We start from the raw sequence: 22,386 nt of genomic DNA, 5'->3' as shown, positions 1-22,386 counted from the left end.
ATAAGAAAGGCGGCGATATCATCGCCGCCTTTCTTCTTTTCGGAGTTTACTCCTGATGAGGAATGGGCTCGGTTTTCGGGCTTTCCGCTTCAGCGGGCGAACTGGCGCTTTCAATCGTCAGTCTGACCTCCGGGGTGATCAAATTGCCCAGCGTGTTGTATATCTCCAGAATATCGCTTTGAGGCGCTTCGCTGCTGTCAGAGATGTAACCTTCGCTGCGCAAGGTGGCGACCAGCGTAGAGAACACCGCTTTGTCGAAGAACTCCGGCGCATTAATGCCATGCAGAACCGACAGCCGTTGCGCCATATTCCGGCTCTCTTTTTCCAGCGTTCCACGATTGATGCCAGGGTTTGCCCCCAGCAATGACAGCGTGATGGCATAACGCTGCAGCGTTTCGCGCACTCCCGCCGCCAAGAGCTGTAGCGTACGGATACGCGCCGGATTGATAAACAGCGCCTCTTCTTTGACGGACAGCAGCTGTTGCCGCGTCAGTTCCTCCGTCAAAGCGGATAACACCGCCGGCAGTTCCTCTTTGCTGTAATGCAGGAACAGTTCCGCCTGGAGCAGGGGATAGATCAGCGTAATCTGGCGGATCAACTCGGTCATGGTTATATGGCGGTGATGGATCGCCATACTGGCGATCAGCGACGGCAGGATCAGCAGATGTTGGATATTATTACGGTAATAGGTCATCAGCACCGCCTGCTCCCGCGGCAGGATGATGATATCGCCGATACTGTCTTTTTCGACCTCGAATTTATCCATGCTCAACGCATGTTCCAGCAACTCGGCGGGCGTTTTTTCAGGCGCCGTGATGTCTTTATGATAAGGAACATTGCGTAGGAGTTGCAGGTAGCAATCCAACTGTTCATGCATCTGCTCTCTGGTTAGCGCGCGCTGACGCGAAGCCAGTAATGCGGTGGAGCAGAGGTTCATGGCATTCGCCGCGGCGGCGTTGTTGATGCGCGTCATGATATCCATCGCGACATTCTGAACTGTTGGCGTTAGCCAGCTTGGCCGCTGCGCTTCAATCGGATCAATGGCATCGCGCCATTGCGGCACATGCTGATTCAGATAGGCGGTTAACGGCAACGGATCGCCGAAATTCACATAACCTTGTCCAAGATTACGCAGCTTGCGCAAGCCGCGCACCATCTGCATAAAGCCTTCTTTCTCTTTCGTCGCGCCGCGAAGCTCTTTCGCATAGGTTCCAACTTCCATTACGTGCTCATAACCCACGTAGATCGGCACCAGGGTTATGGGGCGCGTACCGCCGCGCAACATGGCCTGAATCGTCATGGCCAGGGTGCCGGTTTTCGGTTCCAGCAAACGTCCGGTGCGCGAACGTCCGCCTTCCATAAAGTATTCGACGGAGTAGCCGCGGGTAAACAGTTCGCCCAAATATTCGCGGAAAATGGTGGAATACAGCTTGTTGCCCTTAAACGTACGGCGGATGAAGAATGCCCCCAGCCGGCGGAAGATCGGGCCGGCCGGCCAGAAATTCAGGTTGATCCCGGCCGCAATGTGCGGAGGAACCAATCCCTGGTGATAGAGTACGTAGGACAACAGCAGGTAATCCATGTGGCTGCGGTGGCAGGGCACGTAGACTATCTCATGCCCGTCCTGCGCCAGTTGCCGCACGCGCTCGGCGTTGTGAACGTTGATCCCCTGATAGAGACGGTTCCAAGTCCAGCCTAATACGCGATCCGATAAGCGAATGGCTTCATAAGAGAAATCGGCGGCAATTTCTTCCATCAAAGCAATGGCATTTTGCTGCGCTCTTTCATGGGAGAGCTTTTTGCTGCGCGCTTCGTCATCAACGGCTTTTTTGATCGCTTTGGAGTTAAGCAGTTTATTAAACAACTCCTGGCGTACCGGAAGACGCGGGCCGACCGCCGCCAGGCGCTGGCGAGCAAAGTGCATGCGGGCGACGCGGGCGAGTTTGTGCGCGATGGTTTTGTCGGTACCGTGTTCGGTCGCCATATAGCGTAATGACACCGGGCTGGAAAAACGGACGAAACTGTCTCGACCCAACCACAGTACGGCAAAAAATTTCTCAATGCCGTTGAGCAGGCGCAGATGCGGCGTTGCCTGATTTTGTCCCTCGCGGCCAGGAGCGCGGCCAAACATGACGGATACCGGCACCATCTGCACGTCCAGCTCGGGATTGCTTTGGTGCAGATCCAGATAGTCGTGAAACAGCTTTACCGATTCCTGTTTGGGTACGTAATAGCGAAAAACCCGCGGACCGTCGTTAATGAAAACGTGACTGGGTAGTTGCGCTCCGCCGATATCGATCGGCTGGAGAGGATCGGGAAGACCTAACGCCTGGCATTTCGCCCTTAGCGTCAGTAAATCCGCCTGAGAATTGTAAGGCAGCACATAGAGGATCGGACGTGAGGGATCCAACCCCAACTCAGCTACGGGGTCTATGGGGATGACCTTACTTTTCACTAACAGTTTGAGTGGAAAATTCAGTAGTTTATAATAAATTTTACGCCAACCTGACATAACAACTTGAAGCCTCTTGTTAGCAATGCGTCGCAAGGATACCAGAAACTGCGCTGGAGATCTGTTGTGATAAGACAACGGAAATGCGTTAAAACGTGAGCGAGCGCTGATAAATAATGGAGGATAGATGAAGAAAGCAACGGGGATAGCCCGGATAATCAAAGCAACTGGGTATTCCCTTCAGGGGTTGAAGCAGGCATGGCGACATGAAGCGGCATTCCGCCAGGAAATTCTGCTGACCGTTATTGGGGCGATCATCGCCTATCTGTTACCTGTAACCTTAGTGGAAAAATTGCTGCTTATCGGGGCAATCGTGTTGATCATGCTATTTGAACTGGTAAACAGCGCGATTGAAGCGATAGTCGATCGTGTCGGTCTTGAACATCATGAATTATCCGGCCGCGCAAAGGACATTGGTTCGGCGGCGGTGTTCGTCGCTATTTTGCTGGCGGCCGTCGTCTGGGGCAGCATTCTCTGGCAGTATTTTGCGTGAAGGCTTCCAGAAATTAATAAAAACCGCGGTTTACTCACATCCTGGTTCCCAATTGGCAATTAGCTGTATATACTCACAGCAAAACTGTATAAACAACCAGGGGGCGGAATGAAAGCATTAACAGCCAGGCAGCAGCAGGTTTACGACCTGATCCGCGATCATCTAGCGCAAACCGGTATGCCGCCAACGCGGGCGGAAATTGCCCAACAGCTGGGGTTCCGTTCACCGAATGCCGCGGAAGAGCATTTGAAGGCGTTGGCGCGTAAAGGCGTGATTGAAATTGTTTCCGGCGCATCGCGCGGTATTCGTCTGTTGATGGAAGAAGAGGCTGGCATTCCGTTGATTGGCCGCGTAGCGGCAGGCGAACCGCTTTTAGCTCAGCAGCATATTGAATGTCATTATCAGGTCGATCCGTCAATGTTCAAACCCAGCGCCGATTTCCTGTTGCGCGTTAGCGGGATGTCGATGAAAGACATTGGTATTATGGATGGCGATTTACTGGCTGTGCATAAAACGCAGGATGTGCATAACGGGCAGGTCGTAGTGGCCCGCATCGAAGATGAAGTAACAGTCAAGCGATTGAAAAAACAGGGTAACACCGTTCATCTTCTGGCTGAAAATGAAGAGTTCGCGCCTATTGTCGTCGATCTGCGTCAACAGAGTTTCTCTATTGAGGGACTGGCCGTCGGCGTTATTCGCAACGGCGACTGGAGTTGATGTCGGCGCGTTGAAAGCCTGGCGTCCATCTGGCTAAGCGGTTATTCGGGTTTAATATTCGCCTCATATTTGGGGCGATATTGATTATCTCTTTCATTCGTGTCGGATATCATTGATGCATTTTGTTGCATTTCCCTCTATCCGATTTGTGGCGCCATTCCTGCTTTTTCCATTAAATTCTAAATATTATATTTCTCAATTGAATTATTAATGATGGCGCTTGAATGTATATTTAAATATTAAAGTGAAACTATTTTCCGCCGTGAATATTAAGGTAAGTTTGTTTTTCACGTTGATATTTTTTTATTTTATTAGCGGTTTTTGCCGATAGTGCGATAATTCACTTTATATGGCGATATTTGCTATGAATAAAGCGCGAGTCAGAGTAGAAACTAAAAACAGAGGGAACGCCCGAACGGGCGGGCGAATGGCGCTTTCGTGGGATGATGAGCGGCCGGACGGCGATGAACCCCTTGATATGCGGTGATCGTCAAAATAACCGGCTAAAAAAGAAGAAGTAGAAGTAAGGTATGGGCAAGCAAGATAACGACGGCTGCTAATCGGTAACGCTGACACGCGCAAGTTCGGATAATGGGTTCCTGTGTCGAGGTGTTAACCATTTGCCGTATTCTTGTGGCGATGACAGTCATGCAGGTTTGGAAAGAGACGAGCGGTTTATTTTCTTTCTGACTGCAAAACTCCGGTTTCAGCGGTATAACCGGGAACAACGGATGTTCCCATCCCATCCTTATCTTAAATTGCGTCAGCGTTTTTTAATGGGAATGGTATGGTCGTGATCGCAGTGGTCGGGTTGTTTGCAGGATGCCACTTCCTGGCAGTCCTCGCAAAATCCGTGAGCCTCAATAATGCTGTGACGCAGGGTGAATCCCGCCTGTTGGGCTAACTGACGCAGCGTCTCTTCCACACCTTCTGTTTGACGTTCGGTGACCTGGCCGCAACGATCGCAGATAAACAGCGCCGAAGTATGGCTGTGATCCTCGATGTGGTGGCAAAGCACATAGCTGTTGGTTGATTCCACCCGATGGATAAATCCCTGCTCCAGCAGGAAATCCAACGCGCGGTACACCGTCGGCGGTTTCGCCTGAGGTTCAGATACCCGTAATAGATCGAGCAGGTCGTATGCGCTGATGGCGCCGGTCTGTTGAGCCATCAGCCGCAGAACTTCCTGCCGTTGCGTTGTCAGGCGTACGCCACGGTGCTGACAAATCTGTTCAGCCTGGGCAAGTAGTTTGTCCTGATTGGTTGAATCCATTGTCATTTAACCTCGACGCAAAAGAAAGAGACAGACATCTTACCACGGCTGAGGGAAAACGTAGAATCAGTGACGCCGAGCGTCGGCAGGCGGATGTACGCGGGGAAAAGTTAAGCGACCAAATCAATTAGCAAAGCGCGTAGCGGCGTTTCAGCCTGGATGGTTAATTCGTCTTCCTGCTGAATGAACGCGCCGTCGCCGCAATACAGCGTATCGCCGCCGTGTTGCTGACTGCTGATAGTGGCCGAGCCGTGGATTGACTGAAGATAGGCTCGATTGCCGTTCAGCTTAATGTTTTTCCGCTCATTGTCCTGCAGCTCAAGGTGGTGAATCCACACCTGCTGACGGAGTTGCAAACTGCCGTCCTCCCCTTCGGGAGAGGCCAATAGGCGGTTGCCGGTTTTATTCAGCGTCAATCGCTGCAGCGGCGTGTTTTCCCGCGTCGGGCAGGCATCGAGCCATAGCTGCATCCGCGTCAGCGGTTTACTGGCGCTGGTATTGTGTTCGCTGTAGCTGACGCTGGGCTGGGTCGCCAGCAGCAAGACGTCGCCGGTTTTGGCATGAATGTGGTGGCCGTGGCTGTCGTGGTATTCCGCTTCGCCTTGCAGGATGATGTTTAAAATATCGACGCGCGGATAAGTGCGGGGTTGGAACGATGCCCCTGGCGTCAGCACTTCCTGATTCAGCACTCGCAGCGAGGCATAGCCCAGCAGTTGCGGATCGAAGTAATGGCCGAAAGAGAAGGTATAACGCGCCTGCAACCAGCCATAGTCAGCTTGACCGCATTGCTCTGCTGCTCTTTTTATGATCATGGTATGAGACTCGGACAAAATTTCTTAAACAAATGGTATGAAACACATAGTAATTGTGTGGACGGTGGATTGTTAGCTAGTTAATCTGGTGAGTATATTCAAAATTCCTGAATGAGTAGAACATGTCAAAAGAACGAGCATTGACGCTGGAAGCTTTAAGGGTTATGGATGCGATCGATCGCCGGGGAAGTTTTGCCGCGGCGGCTGATGAGTTGGGCCGCGTACCCTCGGCGCTCAGTTACACCATGCAAAAACTGGAAGAAGAGTTGGATGTGGTATTGTTCGATCGTTCAGGACACCGCACTAAATTTACTAATGTCGGTCGTATGTTGTTGGATCGTGGGCGGATACTGCTGGAAGCGGCCGATAAGCTCACCACGGACGCCGAGGCGCTGGCCCGCGGGTGGGAAACGCATTTGACGATCGTGGTTGAAGCGCTTATTCCCACTGAGAAGCTATTCCCGCTATTGGATAAATTATCGCTGAAGGCCAATACGCAGGTTTCGATACTGACGGAAGTGCTGGCGGGAGCATGGGAGCGCTTGGAACAAGGACGGGCCGATATCGTCATTGCGCCGGATATGCATTTTCGCGCCTCTTCCGAGGTGAACACCCGCAAGCTCTATACGTTGAAAAATATTTATGTCGCCAGCCCCGACCATCCGATACATCAGGAGCCTGAACCGCTTTCCGAAGTCACCCGGGTGAAATACCGCGGTATCGCCGTTGCGGATACGGCGCGTGAACGCCCGGTGCTGACCGTACAGCTGCTGGATAAACAGCAGCGGCTGACCGTCAGTTCTATTGATGATAAACGGCGGGCATTACTGGCCGGGCTGGGAGTGGCGACAATGCCTTATCCCATGGTCGCCGAGGATATCGCCGAAGGGCGGTTGCGGGTGGTCAGCCCGGAATATTCTATGGAAAGCGAGATTATCATGGCCTGGCGGCGTGACAGCATGGGTGAGGCTAAGTCCTGGTTTTTACGAGAAATACCGAAATTATTGAACCATGCCTGAGTCTTTTCGCCGCTAACCGGGGAAAGACACGGTAGGGTATGTGTCTTTCCCCCGGTTTTATTTGCCGGTGAACTGCTTGTCGCGCCCGTGAGGGCTGTTCAGATCCTGCTCCGGCCCCAATGAAATCACACCGTGTGGATTGATGGTGCTGTGACTGCGGTAATAGTGGTGCCGGATATGCGCCATATTGACGGTGTCGGCGATGCCGGGCATCTGGTAAATATCGCGTAAAAAGCCATACAGATTCGGGTAATCGCTTAGGCGGTATTTATCGCACTTGAAATGGGTATGATAGACCGGATCAAAGCGTATCAGCGTCGTCCACAGCCGGATATCCGCTTCCGTCAGACGATCGCCGGTCAGGTAACGTTGTTGTCCAAGAATCGATTCCAACCTGGATAAGGCGGCAAACACCTCTGTCGCCGCTTCATCATAAGCCGGCTGACTGGTGGCAAAACCGGCTTTGTAGACGCCGTTGTTGAGCTTGTCATAGATCCAGCCGTTCAGTTCATCAATCTGAGCGCGCAGATCCTGCGGGTAGTAATCGCCGGGTTTAGCGCCGATATCGTCAAAGGCGCTGTTAAACATTCGGATGATATCGGCCGACTCATTGCTGACTATCGTATGTTTTTCGGTGTCCCACAGCACCGGCACGGTGACTCGTCCGCTGTAGTGGGGATCGGCGTGCAGATAAAGCTGATAGAGAAATTCATGCTGGTATAACGAATCGCCGGTGGTGTCCTGGAAATCGGTTGCAAATGTCCAGCCGTGGTCCAGCATCAACGGATGTACCACGGAAATGGCGATGTGCGTCTCCAGTCCTTTCAGCTTGCGCATCAGCAGAGTACGGTGCGCCCAGGGGCAGGCGAGGGAAACATACAGATGATAACGCCCGGATTCCGCCGGAAACCCGCCGTCGCCGGTAATGCCGGGCTCGCCGTTCGGCGTGATCCAGTGGCGAAAATGTGATTCTGAACGCTTAAAACGGCCGCCGGTAGATTTGGTTTCATACCAGGTATCGTGCCATACGCCATCAACCAGTTGTCCCATAGATCCTCCCGTTAAGTAAACTATGCGCAACGACGACAAGATCGCAGGGTTGCGCTTGTCGCCGTTTTGTTTAGTGGGTTGGCAGGGAAATGGCTCTCCTTACCACTTTTTATTCAGGATACGGTCAAGGCTGAATGCGCCGGGACCGGTTACTGCTAATAGTATATAACCGCCCGCGATAGTCAGGTTTTTCATAAACATGACCTGGTTTACGCCTTCAGCAAAATTGGTATGGAAAATCAGGGCCGTCAAGATGGTGAAGCCGGCGGTGAACAGCGCCACCGTTCGCGTTAACAGGCCGAACAGAATTGCCAGACCGCCACCCAGTTCTAATAGAATCGTCAGCGGCAACAGGAAAGCCGGAACGCCCATCGACTGCATGTATTGCTGGGTTCCGGCGTAGGCATCGCCCAGCTTTCCATAACCCGCCACGATAAAGAGAATGGGCATTAAAATGCGGGCAACCAACAGGGCAGTGCTTTCTAAATTTTTCATCATCTCTCCAATATTTTTCTTCAAAGGCATCATCGCCATAAACGTGTTAGTAGCAGGTACTTACTGGAAATATGCCCTGCCGTCAGGTTATGGAGCCGATACTATAGAGAGATGACAGAAGGTAACAGCGAGTATAATTGTCGGTTTAATTCAGAAAAATTGATGTTTAAACGGCATCAATTCGCCGGGTACAAGCGGCGCATGCGCCAGATGAGCAAAGCGGGCATAGGGCAAGCAAGGTGTATGACGGCGGGAAAGGCTAGCGGTTGGATAAAGTTTTGCGAAAAAAGCGCAGCGTTCCCCATAGACCAACCGCGCGGCGGCCCCAGCGGATTAGCTTGCTTGGATGGCGTATGCCATAGATGGCGATAAGGCCGGAGCCAACAACCCAATATTTTCGCCATTGCAGCAGGTTGTGCCAGTAGCGATCGTAAGGGGCGGTTGATTCCAGCAGGTATTTTTTATTCGCTGATAAATCCAGCCTCTGCTGCTGGATTTTACGTAGAAGCCGGATTTTTTCTTTATCGCGCTGTTGAGGACTCATTTTGATTCATCCTCCAGCAGTGCGCGATCGGTTTCCAACTCTTTGCGGGTTGACTTGAGTAGCGTTGAGCGCCGAACCTTCAGCAAGGTCCATATGCCGATAATAACGGATAACCCCAGCAAGGTGGCGGTAATGCAACCCAGTGCAAATAAACGATATTGCGGTTCGACACCCCAAATAATCAATGCAATCAGGCTCATTAAACCAAAGGTGGCGAAAAGCAGCGTTAGCCCGACCATGATAATCAACTGAATCAGGTTGGCCTTTTCTTCCTCCAGCTCGATAACCGCCAGACGGACGCGCGTTTCAACCATACTGACAAGAATGGTGATGATACGTTGCACTGAAGCTATGGCCCCGCTAGCGGGGCCGTGTCGTTGTTGATCAGTCATAATTGTCAGAGTAATTAACGACGGGAAAGCAGAACGCCAAGCACAACGCCAATCGCTGCGCCAATACCTACGCCAGTCCACGGATTTTCACGGACGTAGTCATCCGCACATCCCACCGCTTCACGAGTATGGCTGGCAATGCGCTCGCCGGTCTCACTCAGACGAGAGCGTGTTTCTTTCAAGGCCGCTTCCGCTTTACTGCGTAGTTTATCCAATTCCGCTTTGGATTTATCGCTGGAGCCACTGATTACTTCTTCCAATGTGTCCGCCAGTGATTTTAATTCAGCGCGTAAAACCTCAGAACTCTGATCTTTAGCCATGTTAGATAACCTTTATGTTATAAGCCTAGAGTATCAACTATAGACTAATTTTCGATTTCTGCTTGTTAACCGGGGCGGATAATTCTTATAACTTATTGTATATTTTCAGATGTTGCGGGCGGGTCAAGGCCGGGCCGCTTTGGCGCCGGAATCATTTGGCGAAATAAATAATTCCGGCGGCGCGCTTAAGCCGATGGGGGGCGATTATTTATATTGAGCTATAGGTTGAACGGTTTTTAGCAGGCAAATAATTTATATCGCGGCCCTTGATCTATTTACTTATTTTGCAACGCCTGTAATTCCTGCTCGGCTTCAGCCAGCTTTTTCTCTCTTTTAAGAATTTTTTGCGCATCGCCCTCTTGCTTGCTTTCATTCAGCTCGCGCTGCCGTTCAGCTACTTCCGCTCGTTTATCCGCAATTTTGTCCTGACGATCGGCGGCCAGCTTTTCGTCGGTACAATGTGATTTTACCCCATCCAGCGCTTTTTCTAATCCTGCGACGCGATGCTGATTGCCGTTTTGGCGGGCATGTTGGATCTGACGTTGAATTTCCTGCTCTTTTTGTAAACAACTCTCTTGCGTATTGGCGGTCTGCGCCAGAGTATTGCCGGAGAACACCAATACGATAGCGGCTATTAAATGATGTATTTTCAATTTGTTATCCTAATTTTGACTGTTTTTGCGTCAGCTTTTGTTGCCAGAAAGGGGTGGGTTGGGCGGTTTGCTGCGTCGTGATGTTCGCTTTAGGCAAGGAGACGCGCAACACATCTCTGGCTTCGACGCTCTGCGACGGCGACACCAGACGGACGATCAGGCTGTCTTTGGCCGGCGTAATGCTTTTTATCGCGATGCCGCGTTCATTTAACCGCTGATAAATATAGAAGCCGTCAGGCAGCGCCGCGCCTTGGTAAAGCGGTTGGATGTGCAACATGGCCTCATCCTGAGAACGATGAGAGGATAGCATCAACGCAAGGAGCGGCAATGCGGCCAACAGCAAGATTCGCCATGATTTTTTGTTGTAAAGCCAGCGAATGAACACCGTTAATTTCCTTTTTCCGCGTTAGCGGTACGCTTTTTACGCCAAAGTACGAATAGGGATCCAAACAGGCCGATAAACAGCAGCGCCAGCGGCAGCATCATCAGGAAAAACATCAACTCATCTTCATATTTGCGAAAGACGGGCGTTTTTCCCAATGCAAAACCGACGGACACCAGAATCAATACCCACAATAGCGCGCTCATCCAGTTAAAGAACTGAAAACGGGCGTTGTTTAAGCCAGACAAACCTGCAATCGTCGGCAACAGCGTGCGTACAAATGCCAGAAAGCGCCCGACTAATAGCGCGGAAAGACCGTGACGATGGAAAAGCTGGTGCGCCCGTTGGTGATAGTGCGCAGGTAAATGCGACAGCCAGCTCTGCACTACGCGCGTATTACCTAGCCATTTCCCCTGAATATAGCTGACCCAACATCCCAGACTGGCCGCCGTTGTCAGCAAGACAATGGTAAAGGGGAAGTTCATGGTGCCTTTGGCAACCAGAACGCCAACCAGGATGAGTAAGCTGTCGCCGGGTAAGAAAGCGGCCGGTAATAGGCCATTTTCCAAAAAAAGAATTAAAAACAGTAAAATGTAGATGGTCCATACCAGTTTAGGGTCGGCTAGGACATCGAAATCTTGAAGCCAAAGCGCATTTAACAGTTCTTTAATAATATCCATCCGACATTTCCTAATACTGCGGCATAACATTAACCTGCGGCGACGCGAACGCTCCCGGGCATGATATATAAGGGTAAACTCAATTTATTAAATGGCACGCTCCAACACGGTTGCTTTAAAGTTTATTCGCTGGATTGCACCAATGATAATACGGGGTCTGGACGGATTCTTATTTTTGCTCACGTCATCTGAATATTAGGTTGATATCCAAATCAGCCATTGACGCGTTTTAACCCCCAAGCCACGAATTAAACGTAAAAAAGACCTTCTAACTGTAACAAAACCGATGTTGTTGAGACAGGAAAATATCACACAAGCGGGTTGATTTAAGGCATGTTATCGATGAAATATCGGTGTTTCCGCCATATTTTACACTCTCTGACAGAAATCGACGCTTTTTGACCTTTTGCCCTCGCCTCCGGGCCAGAGGGCAATAGTGGGAGCGGCGTCAGGGTTTGTTGCCGCTGATCTGATCCAAGTGGACGACCGGATTTTCCGCAAACATATAGCGATCGACATTAAATTCGAAATCGTCGGTGGTGGCGCGGAACAGCATTTGCTTTGTGTTCTCCAGATGCTGCCACATGGCGAGTTTAGCCGCATAGGGATCTTTGCGAATCAGCGCTTTAAGGATCTCATCGTGTTCCTCATACCAACTTTCGATGGATTTATCGTCAATATGTTCGTGCAGTTTACGCCAGTATGGATTGTGTACGCGCTGGCTCCACATTTTTTCGACGATGGTCGCCATCGCCGAATTTTGCGTGGATAAGGCCACCTGTACATGAAATTTCAGATCCCACGGTGAATCGCGGGAGCGATCTTCCTGGCGGGCGTGTTCCTGAATTTCCATCAGTTGCACGATATCCTGCCGGGTAACCTGCGTCGCGGCGAATTCGGCAATATTGCTTTCAATTAGTTGACGCGCTTGAAGAAGTTCAAACGGGCCGGCGGTGACGAACTCGACGTCGCCGTTATTGGTTAGCAGGTTTTTCTGTTGGTTGGAAATGACGTGAATGCCAGAGCCTTTGCGGACTTCAACATATCCTTCCACCTCCAGCATAATGATCGCTTCGCGCACTACGGTGCGGCTGACGTTCATTTCTTCAGAAATATAGCGCTCCGCGGGCAATTTTTCGCCAACCTGATAAACGCCGCTTTCAATTCGCTGCTTTAATTCCGCGGCCAGTTGCCGGTATAGACGTCGGGGTTCTGTGAATTCCATGATGCCTGCTCTTAGATAGATGACGGTCCGTGTACTATGTCAGGGCCTAAATTCCTATCTTATAAATTTTCAGATGATGATTTGTTATACCACTTAATGGTAACAGCAACCAATGTCGGGGTCACAGTTATTCGCAGCGATAACATTTTGCGGGGAGGGCGCCGATCCGGTATTGAATGACGCCCGATCGAGGGTAAAGGCAGGAAATCAGGCTGCTGACAAACCTTTTGCATCCAATCCCGCCCCAGATCTTTTTTTCATCGGGAAGCGAAACACAGATCTGGCAATTTGTTGTCCATGACAAGGACCGACGTTTTTTAATGGGTCGTCTCCTCCCCCTGACGAGGGGGAGGACGGGCGGGTTGCTGACGGCAACAATGGCGAAAATTTTACCGTCAAACTCAAATAATCAGTGTTGCTGCGCTTCTTTTAACACCTTTGGCTCCGTTAGGACTTCTATGGCGGGGCGGTTTTGCAATACCGTCCAGATAACGAGGGCGCCTAACAGATCGAACACGGCCAGGGCGGCAAACAGCGGGCTGAAGCCCAGCGTATCGGCCAATGCCCCGACCACCAGCGCAAACAGGGTGCTCGCCATCCAGGCCGCCATGCCGGTTAAACCGTTGGCCGTGGCGACTTCATTGCGCCCGAAAACATCGGAAGAGAGCGTAATCAGCGCGCCGGACAGCGCCTGATGGGCAAACCCGCCAACGCACAGCAAGGCTATGGCGGCGTACGGACTGGTAAACAGGCCGATCATGCCGGGGCCAATCATCAACACCGCCCCCATGGTAACCACCAGCTTGCGGGAAACGATCAGATTAACTTTAAAGTATTTCTGGAACAGCATCGGCAGATAGCCGCCAAGAACGCAGCCCAAATCGGCAAACAGCATCGGCATCCAGGCGAACATGGCGATTTCTTTCAGGTTGAAGCCATAGGCTTTAAACATAAACAGCGGGATCCAGGCATTGAACGTTCCCCATGCCGGTTCAGCCAGGAAGCGCGGCAATGCAATTCCCCAGAATTGGCGGTTGCGCAAAATCTGCCAGGCGGACATTTTCTTCGCATTATTGGTTTGATGGTGGGCTTCCTGTCCGCTGAGGATGTAATCGCGTTCCTCATCGCTGAGTTTTTTCTGTTCTTTCGGATGCTTATAGAAAATCAGCCAGCAGATCGCCCAAATCAGACTCAGCGCGCCGGTAATAATGAACGCCAGTTCCCAGCTATGCAGCATGATGGCCCACACGACCAGCGGCGGGGCGACCATCGCGCCGATAGAGGAGCCGACGTTAAAGTAACCGACGGCGACGGAACGCTCTTTGGCGGGGAACCACTCGCTGCTGGCCTTCAAACCTGCGGGGATCATGGCGGCTTCCGCCATCCCGACTGCGCCGCGGGCGATTGCCAGTCCTCCCCAGCTGTTGGCTAACGCGGTTCCCATACAAAACAGAGCCCACATGATGGCAAACACGGCATAGCCGATTTTTGTGCCGAGCAGATCCAGCACATAGCCGGCAATGGGCTGCATGATGGTATAACACGCTGAATAAGCAGCGATAATGTAGGAGTACTGCTGTGTCGTGATATGCAATTGGTCTTGTAAGGTTGGCGCGGCGACCGCGATTGCATTACGCGTCAGATATCCCAGCACGGTGCCGATGGTCACCAGTCCGATCATATACCAGCGTAATCCTTTAATTTTGCGCATTTCAATTTCTCTCCGAGTGAATAAAAGTACTGCGATGCCACGCCAAACGGCGTCACGGTGCAGGCAAAACACGCCTATTTTTTGTACTTGTCAGGAAAGACACGCTCTTGATGCGATAGAGATTGAATCCCTGCTTAAGGCAGCGCTACAATAATTTGTCATACAACTTTAAAGGTTGAGTGACATCACAAAACCATAATTTTCACGTGGAATAGTAAAATCGGCTTTGAAAGGAGGAACTGATGCGGAGATATGATAGAGGTGCAGTGATAATGTGCCGTTTGTTAGATTTTTGCGATCATGCCCTCACAATTTATATGCAATATCGAACATAATTGGTGTGATATCTTTAAACGGTCAGCCTATTTAGTGCACAAGACGCACGGTAAGGAAGAAAACTATGCCTCAGTTTCTCAGTGAAGATTTTTTGTTGGATAGCGCATTTGCCCGTCGATTGTATTATGACTATGCCGTTAGCCAGCCTATCTTTGACTATCACTGCCATTTACCGCCGGAGCAGATAGCGGAAAACTACCGGTTCAAAAATCTGTATGACATCTGGTTGAAAGGCGACCATTACAAATGGCGTGCGATGCGGGCCAACGGCGTGCCTGAGCGTTTTTGTACCGGGGACGCCAGCGACTGGGAAAAATTCGAAGCCTGGGCGGCCACCGTTCCTCATACTATCGGCAACCCGCTGTATCACTGGACGCATTTGGAACTGCGCCGTCCGTTCGGCATCACCGGCACGCTGCTATCGCCGTCAACGGCGAAAGATATTTGGCAGCGCGGCAATGCTTTGCTGGAGCGTGATGAATTCACCGCTCGCGGCATCATGCAGCAAATGAACGTGAAAATGGTGGGAACCACCGACGATCCGATCGACGACCTGCGTCATCATAAATCCATCGCGCAGGACGGCAGCTTCTCGATTAAGGTTTTGCCGAGCTGGCGGCCGGACAAAGCGTTCAATATTGAAGCGGAAGGATTTGTTGATTATATGCGCCGTCTGGAAGCGGCATCCGATACCTCAATTACCCGTTTCAGCGATCTGCGCGATGCGCTGACAAAACGTATGGACCACTTTGCCGCGCACGGTTGCAAAGTTTCCGACCATGCGCTGGACGTAGTGGTCTATGGCGAAGCGGATGACGCCACGCTGGATGCGATCCTGTCCCGTCGCTTGAGCGGCGAAAAAGCGACTCCGGAAGAAGCGGCGCAGTTTAAAACCGCCGTTCTGTTATTCCTTGGCAGTGAATACCACCGTCGCGAATGGGTGCAGCAGTACCACATCGGCGCATTGCGTAATAATAACAGCCGCCAGTTGAAACTTATCGGACCGGATACCGGCTTCGACTCGATTAACGATCAGCCGCTGGCCCAGCCGCTTTCCCGCCTGCTGGATGCGCAGGCAAAAGACAATCATCTGCCGAAAACCATCCTCTATTGCCTGAACCCACGCGATAACGAGGTAATCGGCACTATGGTGGGCAACTTCCAGGGCGAAGGTACGCCAGGCAAGATGCAGTTTGGTTCCGGCTGGTGGTTCAACGATCAGAAAGACGGTATGCAGCGTCAGATGACCCAGCTTGCGCAGCTTGGTTTGCTGAGCCGCTTTGTGGGGATGCTGACCGACAGCCGCAGCTTCCTTTCTTATACCCGTCACGAGTATTTCCGCCGCATTCTGTGCCAGATGATCGGGCGCTGGGTTGAAGACGGAGAAGCGCCGGCCGATCTTCCGCTGCTGGGCGAAATGGTGAAGAACATCTGTTTTGATAACGCTAAAAATTACTTCGCCATTGAACTGTAAGCCGTTGCGGGCGGAGGCGGTATGGCGCTCCGCCCGCCATTGTAATTTTGGGCAAGGATGATCGCGGTGTTGAATCAGCCGGTGCCCTGCATGTGCGTCCTGTCCTGAGGTAACTTAAATTAATGCAAACGTTAAATCGTGGTAATTTTCCCGGCCGCCGGCATCCAGATCGCATTATCCAGTTTGGTGAGGGTAATTTTCTGCGCGCCTTTATCGACTGGCAACTGGATTTGCTCAATGAACATACCGATTTGGATGCGGGGATCGTTGTGGTTCGTCCGATAGATACGGATTTCCCTCCGGCTCTGGATACCCAGGATGGTTTGTACACCACCATCGTGCGTGGCCTGAACGAGCAAGGGGAAGCCGTACGTGAAACGCGACTGATCCGCTCCGTTAACCGTGAGATCAATGTCTACCGTCAGTTTGATGAATATTTGTCGTTGGCCCACGATCCGAATATCCGTTTCGTTTTTTCCAATACCACCGAGGCGGGTATCAGCTATCACGCGGACGATCGTCTGACCGATACTCCGCCCGCCAGTTTCCCGGCCAAGCTGACTCGTCTGCTGTATGAGCGTTTTTGCTATTTCGACGGGGCTGCGGATAAAGGCTGGATATTGCTGCCCTGCGAGCTGATTGACTACAACGGCGCGGCGTTGAAGGAACTAGTGCTGCGTTATGCCGCACAGTGGCAACTGACGCCGGCGTTTGCCGACTGGCTGGATGAACATAATACGTTCTGCTCCACGCTGGTGGACAGGATCGTTACCGGTTATCCGCGCGCTGAGGTCGACAGCTTGCAACAGGAGTTAGGTTACGCCGATACGTTTCTGGATACCGCCGAATATTTCTATCTGTTTGTGATTCAAGGGCCGCAATGGCTGGCGCAGGAATTACGCCTGGACAAGCTGGCTCTCAATGTTCGCATCGTTGATGACATCAAACCCTATAAGGAACGCAAAGTCGCCATTCTGAATGGCGCGCATACGGCGCTGGTGCCGGTGGCCTGGCTGGCCGGGTTGAATACCGTCGGGGAAGCGATGAATGATGCCCGGATTGGCGCATTTGTGGAAAAAACCATCGCCGAGGAGATCGTGCCGGTTCTTGATTTGCCGCACGATGAGCTGATGTCGTTTGCTCAGGCCGTGTTAAGCCGTTTCCGTAATCCCTTCATTCAACACCAATTATTGTCTATCGCTTTGAATGGCATGACAAAATTCCGCACCCGGATATTGCCGCAGCTGCTGGCATATCGTGAACGCCGGGGTGAGCTTCCGGCCCGTTTGACGTTCGCGCTGGCGGCGCTAATCGCCTTTTACCGCGGCGTGCGCAATGGCGAAAGCTATCCGTTGCAGGACGACGCCCGCTGGCTGGAGCGCTATTCCGCTTTATGGACCGAAGTTACGCAAAAACGCGTCGGTCTGGCCGAGTTGGTCGACGCCGTACTCGGCGATGCCGAGCACTGGGGGCAGGATCTGACGCAGGTTGCGGGGCTGGCGTCACAGGTGACACAACAGTTGCAAACTATCGTTGAGAGCGGCATGCGCTCTGCGGTGGCTCGCTATTGCTAATAGCAAAAGGTTTATCCATGCAAAGCACGATAAAAATTCACTCACTGGACAATGTGGCCGTGGCGCTGCGCGATTTGGAACAAGGCGAAACGGTTTCCGTGGGTAACGATGTGGTGACGCTGCGGCAGAATGTGGCGCGCGGACATAAGTTTGCGCTGGAAGCCATCGCTCCCGGAGAGATGATTACCAAATACGGCCTGCCGATCGGCCACGCTCTGGCGGCGATTGCGCCCGGCGAGCATATTCATTCCCAGAATGCCAAGACCAACCTGAGCGATCTGGATGAGTATCAATATCAGCCGGAGTTCATCAACCTGCCGCCGCAAATGAAAGATCGGGAGGTGCGGATTTATCGCCGTAAGAACGGAGATGTCGGTATCCGCAACGAGTTATGGATCCTGCCGACGGTGGGCTGTGTTAACGGCATTGCCCGTCAGATCCAACAGCGTTTTCTGAAAGAAACGCACGATGCGGAGGGTATTGACGGCGTTTATCTGTTTAGCCATCCGTTCGGCTGCTCTCAACTGGGGCAGGATCATGAAAACACCCGCACCATGCTGCAGAACATGGTGCGCCACCCGAATGCGGGGGCGGTATTGGTGATCGGCCTGGGGTGTGAGAATAACCAGGTCGATGCCTTCTGTTCTACGTTGGGCGAATATGACGCGCAGCGGGTCGATTTTATGATCTGCCAGCAGCAGGATGATGAAGTGGAAGCCGGGCTGGAGCGTCTGCATGCGCTTTATCAGACCATGCGTCACGACAAGCGTGTACCCGGCAAACTCAGTGAACTCAAGTTCGGTCTGGAGTGCGGCGGCTCCGACGGGCTGTCGGGGATTACGGCTAACCCGCTGCTGGGGCGTTTCTCGGATTATTTGATCGCCAACGGCGGCACCACGGTGCTGACGGAAGTCCCGGAAATGTTTGGCGCAGAGCGTATCCTGATGAGCCGTTGCCGTGATGAGGCCACGTTTGAAAAAACGGTCCATATGGTTAATGACTTTAAACAGTATTTTATCGCTCATGAGCAGCCGATTTATGAAAATCCATCGCCGGGCAATAAGGCGGGTGGTATTACCACGCTGGAGGAGAAATCTCTCGGTTGTACTCAGAAAGCGGGTCAGAGTAAAGTGGTTGACGTGCTGAAATATGGGGAGCGTTTACGCGCGTCGGGCCTTAATCTTCTTAGCGCGCCGGGTAATGATGCGGTGGCGACCAGCGCGCTGGCGGGAGCCGGGTGTCATATGGTGCTGTTCAGTACCGGGCGGGGTACGCCTTATGGCGGTTTTGTTCCGACGGTGAAGCTGGCCACCAACAGTGAACTGGCGAAGAAGAAACCGCACTGGATCGATTTTGATGCCGGCCGTTTGATCCATGGTATGACGATGGATGCGCTGCTGATGCAGTTTGTCGATCTTATCGTCGAGATAGCCAATGGCAAGCGGGCCAAAAATGAAATCAATGATTTCCGGGAACTGGCGATCTTTAAGAGCGGCGTGACGTTGTAAACCTGTTGCATCACGATTAAAATAAAACGGCGTTTCATTCATGTGGCGCCGTTTTGCTTTTGCGCAGTCGTCTTCTATTAGGCAGGGATCATGACACATTATTGGATTGCCCAGTCGGTGGGAATATTGGCCTTTCTGGTCGGTATTACCATGTTTTTTAACCGTAATGACCAGAAATTCAAAATACAGCTTTCGGTCTACAGCGCGGTTATCAGCTGTCACTTTTTCCTGATGGGGGCGAATGCGGCGGGGGCTAGCGCGGCGCTGAACTCCGTGCGTACCGTGATATCGCTTAAAACGCACAATATCGCCGTAATGTTTGTGTTTATTGCTCTGACGCTGGCCTTCGGTTTGAGCGGTATACGGCATGCGATGGAGCTTCTGCCGGTATTGGGTACGGTCGCCAGTACCTGGGCGCTGTTTCGTACATCCGGTTTAACCACGCGCTGCGTGATATGGTGTTCGACCGCGTGCTGGGTCATACATAATATCTGGCTGGGCTCGATTGGCGGCTCGATGATTGAAGGCTGCTTTCTGCTGATGAACGGATTTACTATTATTCGCTTCTGGCGGATGCAGAAACGCGGTATCGATCCGTTTAAGGTGGAGAGGAAAGAGGCCGGTAAAGCCTAGCGAAAAACGTTTTTTCCGTATTTGCCCGCGGCCTGCATCGCGTTTACGCGTAAAATGCGGGAATAGCCGCCGCTAATAATGGCTATTCCCGGCATCCATTACATGGTGCTCAGCCGTTCCCGTTTCGCCAGCTTTGCCTCTTCCGCCTGGCATACGGCGGCGATAAAGATCACGTCCGTTGAAGAATTGACCGCCGTTTCCGCCGAATCCTGCAAGACGCCGATAATGAAGCCAACGGCGACGACCTGCATGGCGATATCATTTGAAATACCAAACATGCTGCAAGCCAGAGGGATCAGCAGCAGCGATCCGCCTGCGACGCCAGACGCGCCGCAGGCGCAAATTGACGCCACAACGCTGAGCAATAGCGCGGTAGGCAGATCGACCTGAATGCCCAGCGTGTGGACCGCCGCCAGCGTTAGCACGGTGATGGTAATGGCGGCGCCCGCCATGTTGATGGTGGCGCCCAGCGGGATGGCGACAGAATAGGTGTCTTCATCCAGATTCAGCTTACGGCACAGTTCCATATTCACGGGAATATTGGCGGCGGAGCTGCGGGTGAAAAAGGCGGTGACGCCGCTTTCGCGCAGGCAACGGAATACCAGCGGATAAGGGTTTCTGCGGGTTTTCCAGTAAACGATCAGCGGATTAATCCCCAACGCCACCATCAGCATTCCGCCGATTAACACCATAAGAAGATGCGCATAACCCCACAGCGCGTCAAAACCGGCTTCGGCCAACGTTGACGCCACCAGACCGAAAATCCCCAGCGGCGCGAACCGAATAACGACGCGGACGATAACGGTCACCGCGTTGGAGGCATCGCTAATCAAGGTTTTGGTGCTCTGCGAGCTATGACGGAATGCGATGCCTAATCCAACCGCCCACACCAGAATACCGATGTAGTTTGCGTTCAGCAGCGCGTGGATGGGATTGGCGATGATACTCATCAACAGCCCTTCCAGCACTTCCACGATGCCTGATGGCGGCGTGATGTCCTCAGCCTGCGCGTTGAGCACCAGAGTTGAGGGGAATAGGGCGCTCAGTACCACGGCGATCAGCGCGGCCGAGAAGGTTCCGATCAGGTAAAGCACCAATACCGGGCGAATATTGGTTTTCTGCCCTTGCTGATGGTTGGCGATGGATGCCATGACCAGCACTAACACTAACAGCGGCGCAACGGCCTTCAGCGCGCCAACGAACAGCGAGCCTAGCAAGCCGGCGGCAATGGCGGCTTTGGTTGATACAGAGGCCAGAATAATCCCGGCGACCAGTCCGAAAAGTATCTGTTGCACTAGACTACCGCGCGTAATGTACTGCAAAAAACGTGACTGTTTATTTTCCATAGTATTGACGGCAAGGCCGTTTCCTTTGGTGTGATGGTGTTTTTACAGAGGCGAAATCCTGGGCGGCAGTCGCGCCGGATTTCTTTCTATTCCGTAACTAAGTATGTTTGCGCGTGTCAGTATATGAAAAAATGATACAAGGAGAAGAGGCAGCGGTATTTTTTCTGCCCTGCGTCGGTTTTTTTGGCGATTGCCGCACAGAGAGCGCTGTACGGCAATTGAGGAAGCGGAGCGGTTATTGCGCCGCGCGGCGGTTGACCCACACGTTAATCAGCATGGTAATAACCAGAATGCCGGCGACAACCCCCAACGAAACGGCGATGGGAATATGGAATATATCGATCAGCATCATTTTGACGCCGATGAAGATCAGGATGACCGCCAGTCCGTATTTCAGCAGAGAGAAACGTTCCGCCACGCCGGCCAGCAGGAAGTACATGGCGCGCAGGCCCAAAATGGCGAACAGGTTGGAGGTTAATACGATAAAGGGATCGGTCGTTACGGCGAAAATGGCCGGGATACTGTCAACGGCAAAGATCACGTCGCTGATCTCCACCAGTATCAACACCAAAAACAGCGGTGTGACATACAACAACCCGCTGCGGCGGACAAAGAATTTGTCGTTTTCAATGCTGTCGGTCATGCGCAAATGTCCGCGCAGCCAACGTACCATCGGTTTGTTGCCGATGTCGTCGCCATCTTCCTTCGCCAACGCCATTTTAATGCCGGTAAATAACAGGAAGGCGCCGAATACGTACAACAGCCATTGGAATTGCGTTACCAGCCAACTGCCGCCGAACACCATAAGCGTTCTCAGGATGATTGCGCCTAATACGCCGTAAACCAGAACCCGGCGCTGATATTGCGGCGGCACGGAGAAATAGCTGAACAGCATCAGCCAGACGAATACGTTATCGACGGCGAGCGCTTTTTCAATCAGATAGCCGGTCAGGAACGCTAGCGACTGAGCATTGGCCACTTCCCGCCCCAGCGTGCCGTCCAGATACCACCAGAAACCTGCGTTAAACAGTAAAGAAAGCGTTACCCAGACAATCGACCAGACGGCGGCCTGCTTGAATGTCATTACCGTCGAACCTTTGCGCCCTTGATAGAGCAGGTCGATGGCCAGCATAACGACAACAATGACGGCAAAGCTGCCCCATAACCACGGCGTGCCAATGGTGTGCATAGCAAATATCCTTAAACGAAAAGAAAAACGGCCAACATCGGAAGACGC

At 52.2% G+C, this 22,386-nt stretch carries 22 protein-coding genes; 7 read left to right on the top strand and 15 right to left on the bottom strand.

Features of this window, described 5'->3' with window-relative positions; translation table 11 throughout:
• Positions 1-46: 46 nt before the first annotated feature.
• On the bottom strand, positions 47-2,512 hold the full coding sequence (plsB, locus tag HC231_RS20775; protein WP_208228571.1) for a glycerol-3-phosphate 1-O-acyltransferase PlsB: 2,466 nt from the start codon (positions 2,510-2,512) through the stop codon (positions 47-49).
• Positions 2,513-2,639: 127 nt separating this feature from the next.
• Between plsB and HC231_RS20770 the strand changes: the two genes are divergently transcribed.
• Both HC231_RS20770 and lexA read left to right on the top strand, forming a co-directional pair.
• A complete protein-coding gene (locus HC231_RS20770) occupies positions 2,640-3,005 on the top strand; it encodes a diacylglycerol kinase (RefSeq protein ID WP_208228570.1) in 366 nt (121 codons plus the stop codon).
• A 108-nt stretch (positions 3,006-3,113) separates the two neighbouring features.
• The gene (gene lexA, locus HC231_RS20765; protein WP_208228569.1) at positions 3,114-3,722 is read left to right on the top strand and encodes a transcriptional repressor LexA; all 609 of its coding nucleotides are present in this window, start codon (positions 3,114-3,116) and stop codon (positions 3,720-3,722) included.
• 763 nt (positions 3,723-4,485) lie between these two features.
• On the opposite strand, the gene zur is transcribed toward lexA, so the two are convergent.
• Both zur and HC231_RS20755 read right to left on the bottom strand, forming a co-directional pair.
• Entirely contained in the window at positions 4,486-4,995 is a 510-nt protein-coding gene (gene zur, locus HC231_RS20760; RefSeq protein WP_208231457.1) for a zinc uptake transcriptional repressor Zur, read from the bottom strand.
• Positions 4,996-5,105: 110 nt separating this feature from the next.
• A complete protein-coding gene (locus HC231_RS20755) occupies positions 5,106-5,807 on the bottom strand; it encodes a pirin family protein (RefSeq protein WP_208228568.1) in 702 nt (233 codons plus the stop codon).
• Positions 5,808-5,929: 122 nt separating this feature from the next.
• Here HC231_RS20755 and HC231_RS20750 point away from each other — a divergent pair, with 122 nt between their 5' ends.
• On the top strand, positions 5,930-6,826 hold the full coding sequence (locus HC231_RS20750; RefSeq protein ID WP_208228567.1) for a LysR family transcriptional regulator: 897 nt from the start codon (positions 5,930-5,932) through the stop codon (positions 6,824-6,826).
• 57 nt (positions 6,827-6,883) lie between these two features.
• Here HC231_RS20750 and HC231_RS20745 read toward each other — a convergent pair whose 3' ends face one another.
• From HC231_RS20745 to HC231_RS20700, 10 genes are all read right to left on the bottom strand, one after another.
• Complete coding sequence (locus HC231_RS20745) at positions 6,884-7,876, bottom strand: glutathione S-transferase family protein (protein ID WP_208228566.1); 993 nt, start codon at positions 7,874-7,876, stop codon at positions 6,884-6,886.
• Between the two features lie 99 nt (positions 7,877-7,975).
• Positions 7,976-8,371 carry a DoxX family protein gene (locus HC231_RS20740; protein WP_208231455.1) on the bottom strand — a complete coding sequence of 132 codons (396 nt, stop codon included), beginning with the start codon at positions 8,369-8,371 and terminating at the stop codon, positions 7,976-7,978.
• Positions 8,372-8,630: 259 nt separating this feature from the next.
• The gene (locus HC231_RS20735) at positions 8,631-8,915 is read right to left on the bottom strand and encodes a YqjK-like family protein (protein ID WP_208228565.1); all 285 of its coding nucleotides are present in this window, start codon (positions 8,913-8,915) and stop codon (positions 8,631-8,633) included.
• Positions 8,912-9,307 (bottom strand): phage holin family protein, encoded by a 396-nt coding sequence (locus HC231_RS20730; RefSeq protein ID WP_208228564.1) that lies wholly within the window; start codon positions 9,305-9,307, stop codon positions 8,912-8,914. The genes HC231_RS20735 and HC231_RS20730 overlap by 4 nt, the downstream gene beginning before the upstream one ends.
• A 14-nt stretch (positions 9,308-9,321) precedes the next feature.
• Entirely contained in the window at positions 9,322-9,627 is a 306-nt protein-coding gene (locus tag HC231_RS20725; protein WP_208228563.1) for an ElaB/YgaM/YqjD family protein, read from the bottom strand.
• A 275-nt stretch (positions 9,628-9,902) separates the two neighbouring features.
• A complete protein-coding gene (locus HC231_RS20720; protein ID WP_208228562.1) occupies positions 9,903-10,280 on the bottom strand; it encodes a DUF1090 domain-containing protein in 378 nt (125 codons plus the stop codon).
• A gap of 4 nt (positions 10,281-10,284) precedes the next feature.
• Entirely contained in the window at positions 10,285-10,665 is a 381-nt protein-coding gene (gene mzrA, locus HC231_RS20715; protein WP_208228561.1) for an EnvZ/OmpR regulon moderator MzrA, read from the bottom strand.
• A gap of 2 nt (positions 10,666-10,667) precedes the next feature.
• Positions 10,668-11,342 carry a DedA family protein gene (locus HC231_RS20710; protein WP_208228560.1) on the bottom strand — a complete coding sequence of 225 codons (675 nt, stop codon included), beginning with the start codon at positions 11,340-11,342 and terminating at the stop codon, positions 10,668-10,670.
• A 448-nt stretch (positions 11,343-11,790) separates the two neighbouring features.
• Positions 11,791-12,567, bottom strand: coding sequence for a transcriptional regulator ExuR (gene exuR, locus HC231_RS20705; RefSeq protein ID WP_208228559.1), 777 nt, complete (start codon positions 12,565-12,567; stop codon positions 11,791-11,793).
• A 409-nt stretch (positions 12,568-12,976) separates the two neighbouring features.
• Positions 12,977-14,278, bottom strand: coding sequence for an MFS transporter (locus tag HC231_RS20700; protein WP_208228558.1), 1,302 nt, complete (start codon positions 14,276-14,278; stop codon positions 12,977-12,979).
• A 400-nt stretch (positions 14,279-14,678) separates the two neighbouring features.
• Here HC231_RS20700 and uxaC point away from each other — a divergent pair, with 400 nt between their 5' ends.
• The 4 genes from uxaC (at position 14,679) to HC231_RS20680 (ending at position 19,803) form a co-directional block, all read left to right on the top strand.
• Positions 14,679-16,088: a glucuronate isomerase gene (uxaC, locus tag HC231_RS20695; protein ID WP_208228557.1), complete on the top strand. Its 1,410-nt coding sequence runs from the start codon at positions 14,679-14,681 to the stop codon at positions 16,086-16,088.
• Positions 16,089-16,210: 122 nt separating this feature from the next.
• Positions 16,211-17,662, top strand: coding sequence for a tagaturonate reductase (locus HC231_RS20690; RefSeq protein ID WP_208228556.1), 1,452 nt, complete (start codon positions 16,211-16,213; stop codon positions 17,660-17,662).
• A 17-nt stretch (positions 17,663-17,679) separates the two neighbouring features.
• Complete coding sequence (locus tag HC231_RS20685) at positions 17,680-19,170, top strand: UxaA family hydrolase (RefSeq protein ID WP_208228555.1); 1,491 nt, start codon at positions 17,680-17,682, stop codon at positions 19,168-19,170.
• A 90-nt stretch (positions 19,171-19,260) separates the two neighbouring features.
• A complete protein-coding gene (locus HC231_RS20680; protein WP_208228554.1) occupies positions 19,261-19,803 on the top strand; it encodes a YgjV family protein in 543 nt (180 codons plus the stop codon).
• 98 nt (positions 19,804-19,901) lie between these two features.
• Here the strand turns inward: HC231_RS20680 and sstT are convergent, their stop codons facing one another.
• Together sstT and HC231_RS20670 are read right to left on the bottom strand one after the other, a co-directional pair.
• The gene (sstT, locus tag HC231_RS20675; RefSeq protein WP_208228553.1) at positions 19,902-21,149 is read right to left on the bottom strand and encodes a serine/threonine transporter SstT; all 1,248 of its coding nucleotides are present in this window, start codon (positions 21,147-21,149) and stop codon (positions 19,902-19,904) included.
• A gap of 235 nt (positions 21,150-21,384) precedes the next feature.
• Entirely contained in the window at positions 21,385-22,338 is a 954-nt protein-coding gene (locus tag HC231_RS20670; RefSeq protein ID WP_208228552.1) for a TerC family protein, read from the bottom strand.
• Positions 22,339-22,386 lie beyond the last annotated feature (48 nt).

Origin of the sequence: Brenneria izadpanahii (assembly GCF_017569925.1) — a bacterium.
Lineage (GTDB): Bacteria > Pseudomonadota > Gammaproteobacteria > Enterobacterales > Enterobacteriaceae > Brenneria > Brenneria izadpanahii.
The sequence above is the reverse complement of the archived record's forward strand: the minus strand, read 5'-3'. Positions and strand labels throughout refer to the sequence as shown.

Coding starts and splice junctions, on each gene's coding strand:
- plsB (WP_208228571.1), bottom strand. CDS start 2,512: ATGTCAGGTTGGCGTAAAATTTATTATAAACTACTGAATTTTCCACTC.
- HC231_RS20770 (WP_208228570.1), top strand. CDS start 2,640: ATGAAGAAAGCAACGGGGATAGCCCGGATAATCAAAGCAACTGGGTAT.
- lexA (WP_208228569.1), top strand. CDS start 3,114: ATGAAAGCATTAACAGCCAGGCAGCAGCAGGTTTACGACCTGATCCGC.
- zur (WP_208231457.1), bottom strand. CDS start 4,995: ATGGATTCAACCAATCAGGACAAACTACTTGCCCAGGCTGAACAGATT.
- HC231_RS20755 (WP_208228568.1), bottom strand. CDS start 5,807: ATGATCATAAAAAGAGCAGCAGAGCAATGCGGTCAAGCTGACTATGGC.
- HC231_RS20750 (WP_208228567.1), top strand. CDS start 5,930: ATGTCAAAAGAACGAGCATTGACGCTGGAAGCTTTAAGGGTTATGGAT.
- HC231_RS20745 (WP_208228566.1), bottom strand. CDS start 7,876: ATGGGACAACTGGTTGATGGCGTATGGCACGATACCTGGTATGAAACC.
- HC231_RS20740 (WP_208231455.1), bottom strand. CDS start 8,371: ATGAAAAATTTAGAAAGCACTGCCCTGTTGGTTGCCCGCATTTTAATG.
- HC231_RS20735 (WP_208228565.1), bottom strand. CDS start 8,915: ATGAGTCCTCAACAGCGCGATAAAGAAAAAATCCGGCTTCTACGTAAA.
- HC231_RS20730 (WP_208228564.1), bottom strand. CDS start 9,307: ATGACTGATCAACAACGACACGGCCCCGCTAGCGGGGCCATAGCTTCA.
- HC231_RS20725 (WP_208228563.1), bottom strand. CDS start 9,627: ATGGCTAAAGATCAGAGTTCTGAGGTTTTACGCGCTGAATTAAAATCA.
- HC231_RS20710 (WP_208228560.1), bottom strand. CDS start 11,342: ATGGATATTATTAAAGAACTGTTAAATGCGCTTTGGCTTCAAGATTTC.
- exuR (WP_208228559.1), bottom strand. CDS start 12,567: ATGGAATTCACAGAACCCCGACGTCTATACCGGCAACTGGCCGCGGAA.
- HC231_RS20700 (WP_208228558.1), bottom strand. CDS start 14,278: ATGCGCAAAATTAAAGGATTACGCTGGTATATGATCGGACTGGTGACC.
- uxaC (WP_208228557.1), top strand. CDS start 14,679: ATGCCTCAGTTTCTCAGTGAAGATTTTTTGTTGGATAGCGCATTTGCC.
- HC231_RS20690 (WP_208228556.1), top strand. CDS start 16,211: ATGCAAACGTTAAATCGTGGTAATTTTCCCGGCCGCCGGCATCCAGAT.
- HC231_RS20685 (WP_208228555.1), top strand. CDS start 17,680: ATGCAAAGCACGATAAAAATTCACTCACTGGACAATGTGGCCGTGGCG.
- HC231_RS20680 (WP_208228554.1), top strand. CDS start 19,261: ATGACACATTATTGGATTGCCCAGTCGGTGGGAATATTGGCCTTTCTG.
- sstT (WP_208228553.1), bottom strand. CDS start 21,149: ATGGAAAATAAACAGTCACGTTTTTTGCAGTACATTACGCGCGGTAGT.
- HC231_RS20670 (WP_208228552.1), bottom strand. CDS start 22,338: ATGCACACCATTGGCACGCCGTGGTTATGGGGCAGCTTTGCCGTCATT.